The 18,713-nt window shown below is 72.5% G+C and carries 14 protein-coding genes; 10 read left to right on the forward strand and 4 right to left on the reverse strand.

What is annotated here, in order from left to right:
* Positions 1 to 319: 319 nt before the first annotated feature.
* Complete coding sequence (locus ACWDO5_RS30465; protein WP_450533648.1) at positions 320 to 1,996, reverse strand: DUF5691 domain-containing protein; 1,677 nt, start codon at positions 1,994 to 1,996, stop codon at positions 320 to 322.
* 16 nt (positions 1,997 to 2,012) lie between these two features.
* Entirely contained in the window at positions 2,013 to 3,440 is a 1,428-nt protein-coding gene (locus tag ACWDO5_RS30470) for an SWIM zinc finger family protein (protein ID WP_450533649.1), read from the reverse strand.
* Between the two features lie 131 nt (positions 3,441 to 3,571).
* Between ACWDO5_RS30470 and ACWDO5_RS30475 the strand changes: the two genes are divergently transcribed.
* The 7 genes from ACWDO5_RS30475 to sucD all read left to right on the forward strand — a co-directional run bounded on the left by ACWDO5_RS30475 (position 3,572) and on the right by sucD (position 12,213).
* Entirely contained in the window at positions 3,572 to 4,000 is a 429-nt protein-coding gene (locus ACWDO5_RS30475) for an MmpS family transport accessory protein (RefSeq protein WP_450533650.1), read from the forward strand.
* A gap of 111 nt (positions 4,001 to 4,111) precedes the next feature.
* Entirely contained in the window at positions 4,112 to 5,236 is a 1,125-nt protein-coding gene (locus ACWDO5_RS30480) for an ATP-binding protein (RefSeq protein ID WP_450533652.1), read from the forward strand.
* Positions 5,233 to 7,842: a DUF5682 family protein gene (locus ACWDO5_RS30485; RefSeq protein WP_450533654.1), complete on the forward strand. Its 2,610-nt coding sequence runs from the start codon at positions 5,233 to 5,235 to the stop codon at positions 7,840 to 7,842. The genes ACWDO5_RS30480 and ACWDO5_RS30485 overlap by 4 nt, the downstream gene beginning before the upstream one ends.
* Positions 7,839 to 9,005, forward strand: a complete 1,167-nt coding sequence (locus ACWDO5_RS30490; protein ID WP_450533655.1) for a VWA domain-containing protein — start codon at positions 7,839 to 7,841, stop codon at positions 9,003 to 9,005. Before ACWDO5_RS30485 ends, ACWDO5_RS30490 begins: the two co-directional genes overlap by 4 nt.
* A 174-nt stretch (positions 9,006 to 9,179) precedes the next feature.
* On the forward strand, positions 9,180 to 9,821 hold the full coding sequence (locus ACWDO5_RS30495) for a hypothetical protein (RefSeq protein WP_450533657.1): 642 nt from the start codon (positions 9,180 to 9,182) through the stop codon (positions 9,819 to 9,821).
* A gap of 307 nt (positions 9,822 to 10,128) precedes the next feature.
* Positions 10,129 to 11,307 (forward strand): ADP-forming succinate--CoA ligase subunit beta, encoded by a 1,179-nt coding sequence (gene sucC / locus ACWDO5_RS30500; RefSeq protein WP_450533659.1) that lies wholly within the window; start codon positions 10,129 to 10,131, stop codon positions 11,305 to 11,307.
* A gap of 21 nt (positions 11,308 to 11,328) precedes the next feature.
* Positions 11,329 to 12,213, forward strand: a complete 885-nt coding sequence (gene sucD / locus ACWDO5_RS30505; RefSeq protein WP_307661600.1) for a succinate--CoA ligase subunit alpha — start codon at positions 11,329 to 11,331, stop codon at positions 12,211 to 12,213.
* Positions 12,214 to 12,312: 99 nt separating this feature from the next.
* On the opposite strand, the gene ACWDO5_RS30510 is transcribed toward sucD, so the two are convergent.
* The gene (locus ACWDO5_RS30510) at positions 12,313 to 13,533 is read right to left on the reverse strand and encodes a sigma factor-like helix-turn-helix DNA-binding protein (RefSeq protein ID WP_450533661.1); all 1,221 of its coding nucleotides are present in this window, start codon (positions 13,531 to 13,533) and stop codon (positions 12,313 to 12,315) included.
* Positions 13,534 to 13,658: 125 nt separating this feature from the next.
* On the opposite strand from ACWDO5_RS30510, the gene ACWDO5_RS30515 reads away from it, so the two are divergent.
* Positions 13,659 to 15,278 carry a cell division protein PerM gene (locus ACWDO5_RS30515; protein WP_450533665.1) on the forward strand — a complete coding sequence of 540 codons (1,620 nt, stop codon included), beginning with the start codon at positions 13,659 to 13,661 and terminating at the stop codon, positions 15,276 to 15,278.
* Here ACWDO5_RS30515 and ACWDO5_RS30520 read toward each other — a convergent pair.
* Entirely contained in the window at positions 15,268 to 16,065 is a 798-nt protein-coding gene (locus tag ACWDO5_RS30520) for a hypothetical protein (RefSeq protein ID WP_450533662.1), read from the reverse strand. The genes ACWDO5_RS30515 and ACWDO5_RS30520 overlap by 11 nt on opposite strands.
* Before the next feature lie 264 nt (positions 16,066 to 16,329).
* Here ACWDO5_RS30520 and purN point away from each other — a divergent pair, with 264 nt between their 5' ends.
* Positions 16,330 to 16,965, forward strand: coding sequence for a phosphoribosylglycinamide formyltransferase (gene purN / locus ACWDO5_RS30525; RefSeq protein ID WP_450533663.1), 636 nt, complete (start codon positions 16,330 to 16,332; stop codon positions 16,963 to 16,965).
* On the forward strand, positions 16,962 to 18,530 hold the full coding sequence (gene purH / locus ACWDO5_RS30530) for a bifunctional phosphoribosylaminoimidazolecarboxamide formyltransferase/IMP cyclohydrolase (RefSeq protein ID WP_450533664.1): 1,569 nt from the start codon (positions 16,962 to 16,964) through the stop codon (positions 18,528 to 18,530). Before purN ends, purH begins: the two co-directional genes overlap by 4 nt.
* Positions 18,531 to 18,713: the final 183 nt, after the last annotated feature.

Here is an 18,713-nt window from a genome sequence, read left to right on the forward strand (position 1 = left end):
GTGGTGTGGTAACTCCCATCATCGCAGGTCAGCAGGCACCTCTCTTCGATTCTTTATCCACGGGACACGGGCTGACCGGTGGATCGAGGCTAAGGGCGCCTGTCGCCGTCCGGCGGCGGCGCCAGGCGGGGACGGAGTACGCGTTCCCCGGCGTCCGCCGGCGGCGGGTGCCTGACGCCGTCCGCGGAGCCGGACGGGACACAGGGCGCCCGTGCCCTGCGCCCTGGGGCGGGCCGCGGCGCGGAGCTGCCGCTTCCCGGGGGGGCGTGGGGGCGTCAGCTCCCACACCTACGTCCCCCGCCCCGGGGGGCTGGGGACGTCAGCCCCCAGTTTCGGGAAGGGGCGGGGTGGGGGAGCAGACACCCCCCAGCTCCACCCGCATCGCCGCCCGCAGCCGCAACGTCGACACCAACCGCTGGAACGCCTCCGACCAGTACCCCCCCGCCCCCGGCGACGCCCCCTCCGTCTCGTCCGGCGTCGCCGTCAGCAGCTCCAGCCGGCTCGCCTCCGCCGGGTCCAGGCAGCGTTCCGCCAGACCCATCACCCCGCTGAAGCTCCAGGGGTAGCTCCCTGCGTCGCGCGCGATGTCCAGCGCGTCCACCACCGAACGGCCGAGCGGCTCCCCCCATGGCACCGCGCAGACGCCGAGCAGCTGGAATGCCTCCGACAGACCGTGCGCCGCGATGAACTCCGCGACCCACACCGCCCGTTCACCGTCCGGGAGCGTCGCGAGCAGCTTCGCCCGTTCGGCGAGGGACGACGTGCCGGGGCCGGTCTCCGGCGGGTTGCCCGGCACCCCGAGCAGGGCGCGGGACCACTCCGCGTCCCGCTGCCGCACCGCTGCCCGGCACCACGACGCGTGCAGCTCCTCGCCCCAGCCGTCGGCGACGGGCAGCGCGACGATCTCCTGGACCGTACGTCCGCCGAGCCGCCCCGGCCAGGTGGACAGTGGGGCCGCCTCCACCAACTGGCCCAGCCACCAGGACCGTTCGCCCCGCCCCGACGGCGGGCTCGGCGCCACCCCGTCGCGCTGCATGCCCGCATCGCATTCGTGCGGCGCCTCCACGCCTATCGCGGCGTCGCCGTCACCACTGCGGTCCAGGCTGACGCACGACGCCGCCCGCGCCGCCATCCGCCCGGCGAGTGCGGAGTGCGGCAGCGCCGACAGGAGTTCGGCCGCAGTGGCACGGACATTGCGGCTGCGATCGGACAGGGCCTGTTCCAGGAACGGCTCGTCCGCGTCGGACAGCCCGGTACGCAGGGAGTCGAGGAACATCAGCCGGTCCTCGGCCCGCTCCGTCGTCCACGTCGCGGTCAGCAGCGCCAGCGCCGCACTCGCATCGCGCACCCGCACCGCCGCCAGCAGCGCGACCCGCTCGGCGAACAGCCCCTCCTCCCACAGCCGTTGGAACGCCTCGGCGTCAACGGCGTCCGGCAGCACGGAGCCTCCCCCGGGCTCCGTCCGCGGGGACGCCCAAGACGCGCCGCGCAGCGCGAACTTCCACTCCGGGTTGAGCCGGGCCAGCCACAGCCCCCGCGGCCCCGCGAAAGTGAGGGCCTGCGGCCGCAGATCCGTACGCGCACGGGCCGCGTTCAGCAGTGCGGGCAGCATGGACGGCGGCGCCTGGTACCCGTGCTCGTTGGCCGCGGCCAGCCACTGGGGGAGCAGCTCGGTGAGATCGGGTGCCGTACCCCGTCGCCCTCCCGCATGCGACGGGGCGGACCGGTCGGCCAGCAGCTGTGCGAGCCTGCGCCGGGCGGGCGCGGGCAGCTTCGGGCGGGCGTCGTGCGGCGCGGGCTCCGGCCGGTCGGCGGCAGGCGCGGGCAGTAGTCCCGCCCTGCGCCGTACGGTCTGGACCGCCGCCGCGTCCAAAAGCGCGACCGGCGCGTCCTTGCCCGGTGACAGCACGGCATCCGGCGGCGTACGACGGGCGGTGCCGAGCAGGGCCGAGGTGACGAGCTCTTCCCACGGTGAGGTGCTGGCGGTGCTGGTCATGACGTCCTCCGTACGTTCAGATGAGCGGGACCGTCTCGGCCGTACCCGGGGCGTCCTCGGACCGGGCGGCCCAGGCGGCGAGCGGCGTGAAGCCCTGGTGGCCGCACTCGCCGAAGACGGTGACCGGGCGACCGCCGGAGAGCGCCACGAGCTTCCACAGCCCGGGGCTGGAGAGGGCGCCGGGCGCGATGGGCAGTGCGGACTCGCCGCCGGCGTCGGCCAGTTGCCAACCGCCGCCCGCTTGGGGGCATGTCCCGGGCGAAGCTCCGGGGGAGGGTATGACGCCGCTCAGCGTGACCGGCCAGGAGTCCAGCCAGGGGTCGTCCTGCAGAGCCTTGCCGTATGCGTCGAGGGCCGCCGCGACCGGCCCGCCCGGCGGCGGGGACCCGATCGGGACGGGCGCGCCGAACTGCTCGCCCAGGTCAGCCCGCAGTTGCCCCGCGCCCGCGTACGCAGTGAGCTCGGCGTCGATCATCAGCCCCACCGGGAGCGCCAGTTGCGGAGGGCGGCCCGCCGCGCCGAAGGAGAGCAGCAGTGCCGTACGCCTGGACCCGCGCCCGTACAGCCATATACGGCGTGTGGTGATCTTGCTGTCCGAGGAGTCGTACTGGGCCAGGATCAGCCAGTCGTCCCGGACCGGCGGGCCCTCGCCGGGCGAAGTGAGGCCGACCCGGGTGCGGACCGTCGCGGCCAGCGGGTCCGGCAGCTTCTCCAGCCCCAGCCACGCCTCGTCCAGCAGATGGGTCAGCGCGCACTCCTCCAGCAGCCGCACCGGCCAGCCCGGCCCCGAGCCCGGAATCGCGCCCAACTCCCGCACCCGGCCCGCCAGTCCGGGTGCCTGAGCGTCGACCATCCGAGCCGCGGTCTCCTCCCACAGTCCGTACCCCCTCTGTTCGGCCGCGGCCAGGCCGCCGCGCAGCAGATCCGTGAGCCGCTGCTCCAGCTCCGTGGCCCCCGCGGTGATCCGCCCCGCCCGGCGGTCGGCCCGGCGCCTGGCCGCCTCCAGGTCGGCGGTCTTCGCGGGCTGTCCCGCGCCCGCGTCGCTCTGTTCCTTGTCCGTGGCGCGCTTTCTGCGCCCTTCAAGCCACTCCTGGGCCCAGTCCGGTGTGGTGGAGACGGGTGCGGCGTGCTCGTCCGCCGCCCAGAGCAGCAGCAGCCCCAGCGCGTGCTTGCACGGGAACTTCCGGCTCGGGCAACTGCATTTGTAGGCCGGGCCCGTGGTGTCGACGACCGTCTGGTACGGCTTGCTGCCGCTGCCCTTGCACAGGCCCCACACGGCCCCCGAGCCGCTGCTGCCCGCACCGGACCACGGCCCGGCCGTGCCGAGTCTGTTTCCCGCTCTGCGTGACGCGTCGTCAGGAGCCAGTGCCAGCACCTGATCCGACGTCCAGCGCACCCCCTGCTCCGGGTGGTTCGGGGGTTCTCCCCCGTTAGATCGCAGCATGATGAAGACGCTACGCAGCACCACTGACAATCGGCCTGACCTGCGGATTCGCACGCCCGGTAGCAACTTGTCCTTACCTTCCCTTTACGATTGGCTGCAGGTCTCAGCTTCAAGATCCGGGGGGATTCCGTATGAACCGCACCACTTGCACCGCCCGCACCATCCGCGCCGCCGTCTGCGCCGTCGCCTTCACCGGTCTCACGCTCGGCCTCTCCGCCTGCTCCGAGGCCGTCGACGCCGTCGACAAGGCCACGAACGAGACGTACGAAGTCACGTACGAGGTCACCGGGAAGAACGTCGACTCGATCGACTTCCACGGCGGTGGCGGCAACGCGATGGAGCCGAAGATCGAGACGGTGCAGAAGCCCACGCTGCCGTGGAAGAAGACGGTCACGTTGCGCGGCATCATGCCGCCTGCGGTCATGCCGGCTGCCGCGGACATCACCGGTTCCGAGGTCAGCTGCAAGATCACGTACAAGGGCAAGGTCATCAAGGAGGAGAAGGGCGAGGGCCTGGCCGCCGCGGCCGGTTGCATCGCGGTCTCCCCGATCGTGGAGTAACTCCCCTGCGAATCCTCGCCATTGAGGCCCTGAGCTGCGGCGACGGTCGATTGTCAGTGGCATGGTGCACGGTGGATCCCACATCGGGTCGAACGATCTGGAGGGGGATCCATGACCGTGTACGAAACCGGCGCGACCGTCGCCGCAGCCACCGGGGCCGAGGCTCTGCGGCCGCATGCCGAGGACGCATTCGCCGAGGAACTCAAGGCGCTCGCCGCGGCTGACGACCGGCCGCGGCCGGTCGGCTGGCAGCTGTCGCCGTGGGCCGTCGCCACCTATCTGCTCGGCGGCACGCTGCCTGGGGGCACGGTGATCACGCCCAAGTACGTGGGGCCGCGCCGGATCGTCGAGGTCGCCGTCACCACACTCGCCACCGACCGGGCGCTACTACTGCTCGGCGTGCCGGGCACCGCCAAGACCTGGGTCTCCGAGCACCTCGCCGCGGCCGTCAGCGGTGACTCGACGCTGCTCGTGCAGGGCACGGCGGGCACGCCCGAGGAGGCGATCCGCTACGGCTGGAACTACGCCCAGCTGCTCGCCCACGGCCCCAGCCGGGACGCGCTCGTGCCCAGCCCCGTCATGCGCGCGATGTCCGAGGGTATGACCGCTCGGGTCGAGGAACTCACCCGTATCCCCGCGGACGTACAGGACTCGCTGATCACGATCCTGTCCGAGAAGACCCTGCCGATTCCTGAGTTGGGGCAGGAGGTGCAGGCGGTGCGCGGGTTCAACCTCATCGCCACGGCCAATGACCGAGACCGCGGGGTCAACGACCTGTCCAGCGCGCTGCGCCGCCGGTTCAACACCGTCGTGCTGCCGCTGCCCGCGACGCCCGAGGACGAGGTCGGCATCGTGTCGCGGCGCGTCGACCAGATAGGGCGCTCGCTCGATCTGCCGGCCGTGCCGGAGGGGCTCGAGGAGATCCGCCGGGTGGTCACTGTCTTCCGGGAGCTGCGGGACGGCGTCTCGGCCGACGGCCGCACCAAGCTCAAGTCACCCTCGGGCACGCTCTCCACGGCCGAGGCGATCTCCGTCGTCACGGGCGGTCTCGCGCTCGCCGCGCACTTCGGCGACGGCGTGCTGCGGCCGGGCGATGTGGCGGCCGGCATCCTCGGGGCGGTCGTCCGCGACCCGGCGGCGGACCGGGTCATCTGGCAGGAGTACCTGGAGACGGTGGTCCGTGAGCGCGAGGGCTGGAAGGACTTCTACCGCGCCTGCCGCGAGGTGAGCGCATGACTGGGCCCCTGCTGCTCGGCGTCCGTCACCACGGGCCGGGTTCGGCGCGGGCGGTGCGGGCCGCGCTGGAGGCGGCGTCGCCACCGGCGGTGCTGATCGAGGGGCCGCCCGAGGGAGACGCGCTGCTCGCGCTCGCGGCGGACGAGCAGATGCGCCCGCCGGTCGCGCTGCTCGCGCATGCCGTGGACGACCCGGGGCGGGCCGCGTTCTGGCCACTGGCCGAGTTCTCCCCGGAATGGGTGGCGATCCGCTGGGCGCTCGCCCGGGGGGTGCCGGTGCGCTTCATCGACCTCCCGGCAGCGCATTCCCTGGCGCTGGCGGCCGAGGAGGAGGCCCGGGGCGCGGACGCGGCCCAGCCGGACGAGGCGTCAGGCACGGACCCGGCCCTGCAGGACCCGGCCCAGCCGGACTCGGCCCCCGCACGGCCCGAGCCGGCGGACGAGCCCGTCCTGACGCCGGGCGGCGAGCCGAGCGGCGTACGCATCGATCCCATCGCGGTCCTCGCCGAAACCGCCGGGTACGACGACCCGGAGCGCTGGTGGGAGGACGTCGTCGAGCACCGCGGGTCCGCGGCCGAGGCCCCGCCCCGGCACATGGCCGAAGCCGGGCCCCGGCCGGTACCGGAGTCCGTGTCCCAGGTCGGGACCCCGGCTGGGCCCGGGCACGCCTCCGGACCCGGGCACGCCTCCGGGCCTGTGGTCGCGCCCGAGTCCCGGGCCGGTGCCGAGGCCGGGCAGGCGTCCGGGGACGGGCCCGGTCCTGCGGTCGCGGCGGCACCCCGTTCCCACGGTGCCGACCCCCGCGCCCCCTTCGTGGCGCTCGGTGAAGCGATGGCCGCGTTGCGCGAGATGTACGGGCACGGCGGGCACGAACGCGATCTCGCGCGCGAGGCCCATATGCGGATCCAACTGCGCGCCGCGAGCAAGGAGTTCGGGGACGGCGTAGCCGTCGTCTGCGGCGCCTGGCACGTGCCCGCGCTCGCCGCGAAGACCACCGTCGCCGCCGACAAGGCCCTCCTCAAAGGCCTGCCCAAGGTCAAGACCGAGATGACCTGGGTGCCCTGGACGCACCGCAGGCTCGCCCGGCACAGCGGGTACGGCGCGGGGATCGACTCGCCCGGGTGGTACGGGCATCTCTTCGGCGCGCCCGACCGGCCCGTCGAGCGCTGGATGACCAAGGTCGCGGGGCTGCTGAGGGACGAGGACCGGATGGTCTCGTCCGCCCATGTCATCGAGGCCGTCCGGCTCGCCGACACGCTCGCCGCCATGCGCGGCCGTCCGCTCGCCGGACTGACCGAGACGACCGATGCCGTCCGGGCCGTGATGTGCGACGGCTCCGACGTGCCGCTCGACCTCATCCGCGACCGGTTGATCGTCGGGGACGTGCTCGGCGAGGTGCCGGACGCCGCGCCTGCTGTGCCGTTGCAGCGCGACCTGAGCCGGCTCCAGCGCAGCCTGCGGCTCAAACCGGAAGCGCTGGAGCGGGAGTTGGACCTCGACCTGCGCAAGGATGCCGACGCGGCGAAGAGCCGGCTGCTGCACCGGCTGCGGCTGCTGGCCATCGGCTGGGGCGAGCCCGTCACGGGCCGGGGGAGCACGGGCACGTTCCGGGAGAGCTGGCGGCTGCGCTGGGAGCCCGAGCTGTTCGTCCGGGTCGCGGAGGCCGGGGTCTGGGGTACGACGGTGCTCTCCGCGGCCACGGCGAAGGCCGAGAACAGAGCCGTGTCGGCGGCCGCCCTCGCCGATGTCACCGCGCTGGCCGAGCAGTGCCTGCTGGCCGAACTGCCCGACGCGCTCCCCGTCGTGATGAAGGCGCTCGCCGACCGCGCCGCCCTCGACGCCGACGTCGGCCATCTCGCCCAGGCGCTGCCCGCCCTGGCACGCTCCCTGCGGTACGGGGATGTGCGGTCCACCGGCACGGCCGCGCTCGGCGAGGTCGCGGCCGGGCTCGCCGAGCGCATCTGCGTAGGCCTGCCGCCCGCGTGCACCGGGCTCGACGCGGACGGCGCGGCCGAGATGCGGAGCCATCTGGACGGGGTGCACACAGCGGTCGGGCTGCTGCCCAAGGCGCGGGAGCTGAGCGATCGCTGGGGCTCCGTACTGCACCGGCTCGCGGCACGCGACACCGTGCCGGGGGTGATACGCGGCCGGGCCGCCCGGCTGCTGCTGGACGACGGGCGGCTCGCGGAGGACGAGGCCGCGCGGCTCATGGCCCTCGCGCTCTCGCCGGGCACGCCGCCCGCCGAAGCGGCTGCCTGGATCGAGGGTTTCGTCGGCGGCGCGTCCGGGGGAGGGATGCTCCTCGTCCATGACGAGCGCCTGCGCACACTCGTCGACGCCTGGCTGACCGGCGTGCCCGCGGACGCCTTCACCGACGTACTGCCGCTGCTGCGCCGCACCTTCTCCGCGTACGAATCGGGTGTCCGCCGCACCCTGGGCGAGCTGGTCCGGCGCGGATCCGCGCCGACACCCGGCCTGGTGCAGGCCACGCCCACGATGCCCGGATTCGGCCCCGGCCTCGACCAGCCGCGGGCGGACGCGGTGCTGCCGGTGCTCCGGCTGCTCCTCGGAATCGACGACAACGACCATGCGGGGGTGGCCCGATGACAGGGACCGAGTACGACGAGCGGCTGCGGCGCTGGAGGCTGGTGCTCGGCGGGGAGTCCGCCGACGGCACCGGGTGCGCGCTCGCGGGCACCGACGCGGCGATGGACGGCGCTCTCACCGCCCTCTACGGCAGCGGCGGTGGCAGCCACCAGGGCGGACGCGACCGTTCAGCCGGGCTCGGGGCGTCCGCGCCGTCCGTCGCGCGCTGGCTCGGCGACATCCGTACGTACTTCCCCAGCTCCGTCATCCAGGTCATGCAGCGCGACGCGATCGACCGGCTCGGACTGTCCACGCTCCTGCTGGAGCCGGAGATGCTGGAAGCCGTCGAGGCGGACGTCCACCTCGTCGGCACGCTGCTCTCCCTCAACAAGGCGATGCCCGAGACGACCAAGGAGACAGCAAGGGCCGTCGTACGGAAGGTGGTGGACGACCTCGAGAAGCGGCTCGCCACCCGCACCCGGTCCACCCTCACGGGTGCCCTCGACCGCTCGGCGAAGATCAACCGGCCGCGCCACCGGGACATCGACTGGGACCGCACCATCCGGGCCAACCTCAAGAACTATCTGCCTGAGTTCAACACCGTCGTCCCTGAGCGGCTGATCGGATACGGCCGGGCGTCCCAGTCCGTGAAGAAGGACGTCGTCCTCTGCATCGACCAGTCGGGCTCGATGGCGGCCTCCGTCGTCTACGCATCCGTCTTCGGCGCGGTCCTGGCGTCGATGCGCTCCATCGCCACCCGCCTCGTCGTCTTCGACACCGCCGTCGTCGACCTCACCGACCAGCTCGACGACCCGGTCGACGTCCTGTTCGGCACCCAGCTCGGCGGCGGCACCGACATCAACAGGGCGCTTGCGTACTGCCAGTCGCAGATCACCCGCCCCGCCGACACCGTCGTCGTACTGATCAGCGACCTCTACGAGGGCGGCATACGGGACGAGATGCTGAAGCGGGTCGCGGCGATGAAGGCGTCGGGCGTGCAGTTCGTAGCGCTGCTCGCGCTCTCCGACGAGGGGACACCCGCGTACGACCGGCAGCACGCCGCGGCTCTCGCGGCGCTGGGCGCACCGGCCTTCGCATGTACGCCGGACCTCTTCCCGGATGTGATGGCGGCGGCGATCGAGAAGCGTCCACTGCCCATACCGGACATGGCGACTCATCAGTAACGTAGGACTTGCGCCGAACCGGGAGACTCGGCGAGCATCGTCCCGATCCCCGCGGAAGGTCCGCTTCCGCCCACCGGGAAGGCTCCTTCACCCGTGACTGCCGCAGCTGTTCGTTCTGCTGCTGTCCTGTGCGCACTGCGTCGGGCGGCGGGCGAGCGGCGTGCGCTGCAGGTGATGCTGTTTCTCGGAGGCCTGCTGACCGTCGGTTTCCTGTACGGCGGACAGGCGCACGCGGCGGAGCCGACGGACCTGGTGCCGGCGCCGCCGGTGTCGGCAGCGCAGGTCCAGGGCTACGCCCAGGGCACTGTCGCCGATGCCACCCCGGTCGTCGACGCCGCCGCCCAGGACGTTCTGCCGCCCATCGCGGCCCGGGCCGCCAACGGCGTCGTCCCGGTCGCCGGTCAGGCGGTCGGCGACGCCGGCGGCCTCGCCCAGGGTGTGGCCGGCGACGTGACGCCGTTCGCCGGCGGTGTCGTCAGCGAGGTCCAGCCGTTCGCCGGTGGAGTCGTCTTCGACGTCCGGCCGTTCGCCGGTGGAGTCGTCGGCTCGGTTCAGCCGCTCGTCCACACGGTGGTCGACCACGTGGCGCCGGTCGCGTACGGCGTCGGCGGCAGCACCGGCTCCCTCGCGCAGGGTGTCGTCGGCGACGTGACGCCGTTCGCGGGCGGTGTGGTCTCCGGGGTCCAGCCGTTCGCGCAGGACGTGACCGGCACGGTCACCGCAGCCCCGCTCGCCGGCAACGCCATTTCCGGCGTCCAGGGCGTGGCCTTCTCGGTCACTCCGGGTTACGCGTCGCATCTGACGCAGAACATCTGACGCAGAACATCTGACAGGCGGGTCGGAAGTTCTCCGTTCTATGGAGCTCCACGGGCGGTCCTCATTGGGGTGGGGACCGCCCGGTTCCGTTTCCGGCACAGCCCCCGGGGCGGTCTGTGACAGTTATCACCGCCCAGGCGTGAGCTGCGATTTAGGGACCCACGTCCCACGGGGATAACCTGCGAGACGGACATGCCGCGTCCACGGACACCGTGTACGCCTTCCTTGTGACCGCAGTCACGTTGCCCTTCGCGGCACTGCCCACGCAGACAACGAACCGCGATCATCAGAAAAGGGACGGACGCGCGTGGACCTGTTCGAGTACCAGGCGAGGGACCTCTTCGCCAAGCACGGTGTACCGGTGCTGGCCGGTGAAGTCATCGACACGCCTGAGGCGGCGCGCGAGGTGACCGAGCGTCTGGGCGGCCGGTCGGTCGTCAAGGCGCAGGTGAAGGTCGGCGGCCGCGGAAAGGCCGGCGGCGTCAAGCTGGCCTCCGACCCGGACGACGCGGTCGAGAAGGCCGGCCAGATCCTCGGCATGGACATCAAGGGCCACACGGTCCACAAGGTGATGCTGGCCGAGACCGCGCCGGAGATCGCCGAGGAGTACTACGTCTCGTATCTCCTCGACCGCACCAACCGCACCTTCCTGGCCATGGCCTCCGTCCAGGGCGGCGTGGAGATCGAGGTCGTCGCGGAGGAGAACCCCGAGGCCCTCGCGAAGATCCCGGTCAACGCCAACGAGGGCGTCGACCTGGACAAGGCCCGTGAGATCGTCGCGGCCGCGAAGTTCCCGGCCGATGTCGCCGACCAGGTCGCCGACATCATGGTGACCCTGTGGAAGACCTTCATCGAAGAGGACGCGCTCCTCGTCGAGGTCAACCCGCTGGCCAAGGTCGCCGACGGCCGTGTCATCGCGCTCGACGGCAAGGTCTCGCTCGACGAGAACGCGGACTTCCGTCAGCCCGAGCACGCGGCGCTCGAGGACAAGGACGCAGCCAACCCGCTCGAGGCTGCCGCCAAGGCCAAGAACCTCAACTACGTCAAGCTCGACGGCGAGGTCGGCATCATCGGCAACGGCGCGGGTCTGGTCATGTCGACCCTCGACGTCGTCGCGTACGCCGGTGAGAACCACGGCGGCGTGAAGCCCGCCAACTTCCTCGACATCGGCGGCGGCGCCTCCGCCGAGGTCATGGCGAACGGCCTCGAGATCATCCTCGGCGACCCGGACGTCAAGTCCGTCTTCGTCAACGTCTTCGGTGGCATCACCGCGTGCGACGAGGTCGCCAACGGCATCGTGCAGGCCCTGGCGCTGCTGAAGTCCAAGGGCGAGGAAGTCACCAAGCCGCTGGTCGTGCGCCTCGACGGCAACAACGCGGAGCTGGGTCGCAAGATCCTTTCCGACGCCAACCACCCGCTTGTGCAGCGCGTGGACACCATGGACGGCGCGGCCGACAAGGCCGCCGAGCTCGCGGCCGCGAAGTAAGGGAAGAGGGACTCCAGAACCATGGCTATCTTCCTCACCAAGGACAGCAAGGTCATCGTCCAGGGCATGACCGGCGCCACGGGCATGAAGCACACCAAGCTCATGCTGAACGACGGCACCAACATCGTCGGTGGCGTGAACCCGCGCAAGGCGGGCACGACCGTCGACTTCGACGGCACCGAGGTGCCGGTCTTCGGCTCCGTGGCCGAGGCGATGGAGAAGACCGGGGCCGACGTCTCCGTCCTCTTCGTGCCGCCGGCCTTCGCCAAGGCCGCCGTCGTCGAGGCGATCGACGCGGAGATCGGCCTCGCGGTCGTCATCACCGAGGGCATCGCGGTCCACGACTCCGCCGCCTTCTGGGCGTACGCGACCGCCAAGGGCAACAAGACCCGGATCATCGGTCCGAACTGCCCCGGCCTGATCACCCCCGGCCAGTCCAACGCCGGCATCATCCCGGGCGACATCACCAAGCCCGGCCGCATCGGTCTCGTGTCCAAGTCCGGCACGCTGACCTACCAGATGATGTACGAGCTCCGTGACATCGGCTTCTCCTCGGCCGTCGGCATCGGTGGCGACCCGGTCATCGGCACGACCCACATCGACGCGCTGGCCGCTTTCGAGGCCGACCCGGAGACCGAGCTGATCGTGATGATCGGCGAGATCGGCGGCGACGCCGAGGAGCGTGCGGCGGACTTCATCGCGAAGAACGTCACCAAGCCGGTCGTCGGTTACGTCGCGGGCTTCACCGCTCCCGAGGGCAAGACCATGGGCCACGCCGGCGCCATCGTCTCCGGCTCCTCCGGCACGGCCGCGGCGAAGAAGGAGGCCCTCGAGGCCGCTGGCGTCAAGGTCGGCAAGACGCCGACCGAGACGGCCAAGCTGGCGCGCGAGATCCTGGGCGCCTGACCTTCGCGGTAGGTACCCCGTCACGTACGAGTGGGCCCGCTCCTCCAGGTGAATCCTGTGAGGTGCGGGCCCACTCGCGTACTTGAGCCACTCACCTGGTCAGCGCACCTGGGGCAGGAGTCGTTCGGGACCGTGCGCGGGCTCGGCGAGCAGCTTCGCGCGCAGCGCCACGTCCCGCGGGGTCAGCTTCTGCGGCCCGCCGTGCGGCGGTACGCCACCGACCTGCTGCCCGGGGGCGAGCGGCGGTTCGTACCGCGTCGGCGCGGTGGTCAGGGTGTAGGCCGTGGCGCCGATGATCAGCGTGGTGACGGTGATGGCGGCTCGCGTGCAGAACCGGGCCCGGCGCTCGCAGTCCGTACGTACTGCTCTGGCGGAGCTCAGCCGCGGCACCGGGCCGGCGTTCGCGAGGGCCGTGAACTGCTCGCGCAGCGTCTCGGGCACGACGAGCTCCGGCACCCGCTCGGCGAGGGCGGCCCGCGCGTGCACCACGCGGTTGGCCGTGGCGGGGGTGCTCGCCTCGGTCTCGGCGGCCGTCTCGGGGAGGTCGAGGCCGAGGCCGTCGTAGAGCATCAGTGTGCGGCGGTACGGTGGGGGCAGTTCCAGCAGTGCTTCGAGCAGCCCGCGCCGCCCATGTCCGACGGGAGCGATGTCGGGGTGCCGGTGGGCGGCCCGTAGCCGCTGCCAGGGGGACATGGCGTATTCGTACGAGGCGGCCCGTACCCAGCCCGCGGGGTCCGGATCGACGGCGACCTTTGGCCAGTGCTGCCACGCGAGATGGAAGGCGCGCTCGACCGACTCGTGGGAGAGCCGGAGCCTACCGGTGAGCACATAGGTCTGGCGTACGAGGGCGGGGGCGGCGTACGCGTAGAGGGCGTCGAAGGCCTCGGCGGGGGTGAACTGGGGGGGTGCGGCCGGTTCCGGTGGCTTCGGCGCCGGGCCCTGCCCGGAGGCGGGGGCCGGCGATCCGCGCCGGTCAAGGTGCGGCGGGGCGGGGCTGGCCGGGAACGTAGGCGGTTTGGCCGTGCGCGTGGCGGCGGGTTCGGGCCGGCAGGCAGATGATTCGCGGGATTCCCTGGACTCCCTGGATTCCCTGGACTCCTTGGTCCTCTCGGCAGAGTCGGCGAGCAGCCTCGCGTACAGCTCGCGGTTGCGCCCCTGTGGGCTGCTGCGGCCGGACTCCCAGGATCTGATCGTCGCCTGCGTGACGCCCATCACGCTCGCGACCTCCTCCTCGCTCAGAAACTTCGCCTCGCGCCGCCTGCGCCGTTCCACTGGGGAGGGCAGCGGGGTGGGGACGGAGCGTGTGGTGCTCTGAGTCATGAAGGGCTCCCGGCAGCACTGCACTCGACGAAAAAGTACATAAAAGTATATTGAGCGACACAACGGGTGATTGCCTGTTACTCGGCTATGGCGCGTGTCGTTGGCAGCATGGCCGCGTGACCCAAATGACCGATCGCAGCCCTTCTGTGCCGCAGGCCCCGGTCCCCGTGCAGGGCGGCCCCGTGCCCGCCCTGGCCACCTCCTTCATGCGCGGGGCGACCGCGGCAGGGCTCGGGCTGGGCGCTCTCTCCGTCGTGGTGATGGCGCTGTGGATCAGCTCTCCGTACCCGGAGAGCGGTCCTGATGGGGCGCTGCACCTCGTCGCCAGCCTGTGGCTGCTGGCCCACGGCACCGAGCTCGTACGCGCCGGCACGCTCGAAGGGGCCCCGGCGCCGGTGGGGGTCGTGCCGCTGCTCTTCGTCGCGCTGCCCGCCTGGCTGGTGCACCGGGCGGCGCGCGATGCGCTGGAGCTGGGCGAGGGGCGGCTGCGGCCGTCGGTGCCGGGTGCGCTGTGCGCGGTGACCGCTGGATATCTCCTGGTCGGCATGGCTGCGGCGGTCTACGCGGCGGGCGGACCGCTGGCGGCGGATCCGCTGAGCGCGCTGGTCCATCTGCCGCTGGTGACCACGGGCGCAGCGGCGGCCGGGGTGTGGACGGCGAGCGGCAGGCCGCACGGGCCGCTGCCCGCCTGGCTGCCCGGGCGGGCACGGGTGGTGCTCGCCCGCACCCGGGTGGGCGTCGCGCTGCGGTCCGCCGCGGCGGGGGCGCTGGCGCTGCTGGGCGGCGGGGCGCTGCTGTTCGCGGTGTCGCTGGTGTGGCACGCGGACGCGACGCAGGATTCGTTCCTGCACCTGGCGGAGGCGTGGTCGGGGCGGCTCGCGGTGCTGCTGCTGGGGTTCGCGCTGGTGCCGAACGCGGCGGTGTGGGGTGCGGCGTACGGGCTCGGCCCAGGATTCGCGCTCGGTACGGGGGCGACGGCGACCCCGCTCGCGCTGGCCGGGGACCCTGCGCTGCCGCACTTCCCGCTGCTGGCCGCGATCCCGGATGCGGGGCGGGGGACGCCGCTGCACTGGGCGGCGGTGGCTGTGCCGGTGGTGGCAGGGGTGGTGATCGCGTGGTTCACGGTACGGGCGGCGGCGCCGCGGCACGGGGCACGGGAGACCGCGTGGGGCGTCGGCGAGACCGTGCTGACGGCGCTCCTGGGTGCGGTCGGCTGCGCGGTCCTGACGGCCCTGATGGCGGCGGCCGCGGGCGGCCCGATGGGCACGGACCGGCTGGCGGAGTTCGGCCCGGTGTGGTGGCTGACGGGGGCGGCGGCGCTGGCATGGACGGCAGGCATCGGGGTGCCGGGGGCGCTGGGGGTGCGCGCGTGGCGAGTGCGGGTGCCGGGGCGCTGGTGGAGGCGCGGGGCGGTGGAGCCGGTGCCCGAGCCGGTCCCGGAGGCTGCGGCACCGGTGAAGGCCGTGCCCGCACCTGCCCGGCCGCCGGAGCCGGACGACGGGGTGTCGGAGACGTACGACTTCCTGCCGTCGGGTTCCTGGGCGGAGCGGGAGGGCCGGGAGGAGCGGGCGGCGGCGCTCAAGGAGGCGTCGGGGGGTTTGACGGCGAAGTTTCAGCCGGCGACGCCGGAGCGGGAGCCGGAGTCTGAGTCGGCGCTGACTGAGGCACCGGCGGCGGAGGAGCCGCCGGGGGAGGGGGCCGACCCCCCACCCCCCGGTGAACTGCCCGGGCGGGCTACTCCCTGATGCCGATCACACCGCGCAGCGGGTCCGGGAGCAGGTCGTTGCAGGCGAGTTGGCCCGACTGCGTCAGGGCATCGTTCACGCAGGTGTAGTAGTCCCGGTAGACGAGCTGCGCCGTGAACGACGCCGCCACGATCACCAGCGCGATGCTCGCCATCACCAGGCCGCTCACTGCCGCCGTCAGCTGGGGCTTGTTCGGCGAAGTCGGCGAAGTCGGCGACGTCGCCGACGTCGGACGTGCGGCGGGCGGGGGTGAGGTCACCGCGTCCGTGGCGCTGCGTTGGGGCTTGCCGCGCAGGGAGCTGATGCTCCAGTACAGCGCCAGCGCGCCAAGCAGCAGCCCGATCTCCGGGAAGTCGAACAGCGCGAAGAAGAACGCCCACATCCCCGACAGCAGCGCATAGCGCGCCCTGCGCTGGGCCGGGTCCGTCGGGTCCCAGCGGAGGCCGCCGGGGGGGCCGCCGTCCGGGCCCTGCCGGCCGCCGCCGTTCTGGCCGTTCTGGCCGCCGGGGCGGCCGCCGAAGCCGCCGCCCGAGGAGCGGCCCGGCTGGCGGCTGCTCCACTGACTGCCCCAGCCGGAGCCGTCACCGCCCGAGGAGCCCGAGGGCCCGGAGGAGCCGGACCCGGAGGAGTCGGAGTCGTCGGAGTCATTGCTGTTGTTCGCCGGGCGGCGCGGCTGCCAGGGCTGGTCCGGCCTGCCCTCCGGCGGCGGCGCGAAGGGGTTGTTGTCGTCCGTGGACTGGCGCTCCCGCGGCAACAGGAGGTCCGTACGGCGGCGTCGGTCCGGCATGTGGTGAACGTCTTCCCCTCAGACCCAGCGCACATGGGGTCTTGTGTCGTAGTGCCCGTCTGGGGACGGGACCTGTCCCCAGACGCTACCTCCCGGCCACGCCCCCGTCCCGTGGGGGCCGTTCTGTGTGCCGGTATCGTTGCTGACGGTCGGCCCCTTCGTAGAGTTCCCCTATCGAGGGGCGCGATTCGTTCGTACGACCACACACAGCCGCACAGCAAGCGGTACAGCAAGCCGCACCGCACCGCCAGAAAGAGCCCCGACGTGGCCTCCCCGCCCTCCTCCCGCCGTCCCGCACGCCTTGTCGTCCTGGTCTCCGGGTCCGGTACGAATCTCCAGGCCCTGCTCGACGCGATCGACGAGGATCCGCAGGGCTTCGGTGCCCGTATCGTCGCCGTCGGGGCCGACCGGGACGGGATCGCCGGTCTCGAGCGCGCGGAGCGCGCCGGGCTGCCCACCTTCGTGTGCAAGGTGAAGGACTACGAGACCCGCGACGCCTGGGATCTCGCACTCACCGAGGCCACCGCCGCGTACGAACCGGATCTGGTCGTCTCGGCCGGCTTCATGAAGATCGTGGGGAAGGAATTCCTCGCCCGCTTCGGCGGCCGCTGCGTCAATACGCATCCCGCCCTGCTGCCCAGCTTCCCGGGGGCCCATGGCGTGCGCGACGCGCTCGCGTACGGCGCCAAGGTCACCGGGTGCACCGTCCACTTCGTCGACGACGGCGTCGACACCGGCCCGATCATCGCGCAGGGCGTGGTCGAGGTACGGGACGAGGACGACGAAGTCGCTCTCCATGAGCGCATCAAGGAAGTCGAGCGACGGCTGCTCGTCGATGTCGTAGGGCTTCTGGCCCGTAACGACTACCACATTGAGGGACGAAAGGTAGTTTTCCCGTGACTGTTGAGGCTGCTGCGAAGCGAGCCGTCCGGCGAGCGCTGGTCAGTGTGTATGACAAGACGGGGCTTGAGGAGCTCGCCCGCGGGCTGCACGAGGCGGGTGTGGAACTGGTCTCCACCGGCTCGACCGCCGCGAAGATCGCCGCGGCCGGGGTGCCGGTCACCAAGGTCGAGGAGCTCACCGGCTTCCCCGAGTGTCTGGACGGCCGGGTCAAGACGCTGCACCCGCGCGTGCACGCCGGGATCCTCGCCGACCTGCGGCTCGAGTCGCACCGTGAGCAGCTCGCCGAGCTGGACGTGGAGCCGTTCGGCCTCGTCGTCGTGAACCTGTATCCCTTCCAGGAGACCGTCCGCTCCGGCGCGGCTCCCGACGAGTGCGTCGAGCAGATCGACATCGGCGGCCCGTCGATGGTCCGCGCGGCGGCGAAGAACCATCCGTCGGTCGCGGTTGTCACCAGCCCGGCGCGGTACGGCGATGTGCTCAACGCCGTCAGGAGCGGCGGCTTCGACCTGGCCGCGCGCAAGCGCCTGGCCGCGGAAGCCTTCCAGCACACCGCCGCGTACGACGTGGCCGTAGCGTCCTGGTTCACCAACGCGTACGCCCCCGAGGAGGGCGCGACCCTGCCCGAGTTCCTGGCCGGCGCGTGGGAGCGCAAGGCCACCCTCCGGTACGGCGAGAACCCCCACCAGGCCGCCGCGCTCTACACCGACGGGCAGCCGGGCGGGCTCGCCAACGCCGAGCAGTTGCACGGCAAGGAGATGTCCTTCAACAACTACGTGGACACCGAGGCGGCGCGCCGTGCCGCCTTCGACCACGAGGAGCCGTGCGTCGCGATCATCAAGCACGCCAACCCGTGCGGCATCGCGGTCGGCGCGGACGTCGCCGAGGCGCACCGCAAGGCGCACGCCTGCGACCCGCTCTCCGCGTTCGGCGGGGTGATCGCGGTCAACCGCCCGGTCAGCGTGGCGATGGCCGAGCAGGTCGCGGATATCTTCACCGAGGTCATCGCCGCGCCGGCGTACGAGGACGGGGCGGTCGAGGTCCTGGCCCGGAAGAAGAACATCCGGGTCCTGCAGGTCGAGGGCACCCCGCTGCAGCCCGGCGACCTCAAGCCGGTCTCCGGCGGTGCGCTGCTCCAGGAGTCCGACGCCTTCCAGGCGGAGGGCGACGACCCGGCCAACTGGACGCTCGCCACGGGCGAGGCGCTGTCCGCCGACCAGCTGGCGGAACTCGCCTTCGCCTGGAAGGCCTGCCGCGCGGTGAAGTCGAACGCGATCCTGCTCGCGAAGGACGGTGCGTCCGTGGGCGTCGGCATGGGCCAGGTCAACCGCGTCGACTCCGCGAAGCTCGCGGTGGAGCGCGCGGGGGAGGAGCGCGCGCAGGGCTCGTACGCCGCGTCCGACGCGTTCTTCCCGTTCCCGGACGGCCTGGAGATCCTGCTCGCGGCGGGCGTCAAGGCGGTGGTGCAGCCGGGCGGTTCGGTGCGGGACGAGTTGGTGGTGGAGGCGGCGAAGAAGGCGGGCGTGACGATGTACTTCACGGGCACGCGGCACTTCTTCCACTGACGCGCACCCCGCCGACTACCGCCGACGGCCCGTCGGCGGTTGTCGGCGGGTCGTCGGCCGGCGCGGCGGGAAGGGCCGTGAGAACGGCCGAAGGCCGTAAACCCGCCGGCCGGCGGGGGTTAGGCCGTGGTGCAAAGCAGGGTGGGGGGTGCGGCGGGGGGCCCCGCCGGCGCACTCGCGCCG

The organism is Streptomyces sp. NPDC000880 (assembly GCF_053599675.1).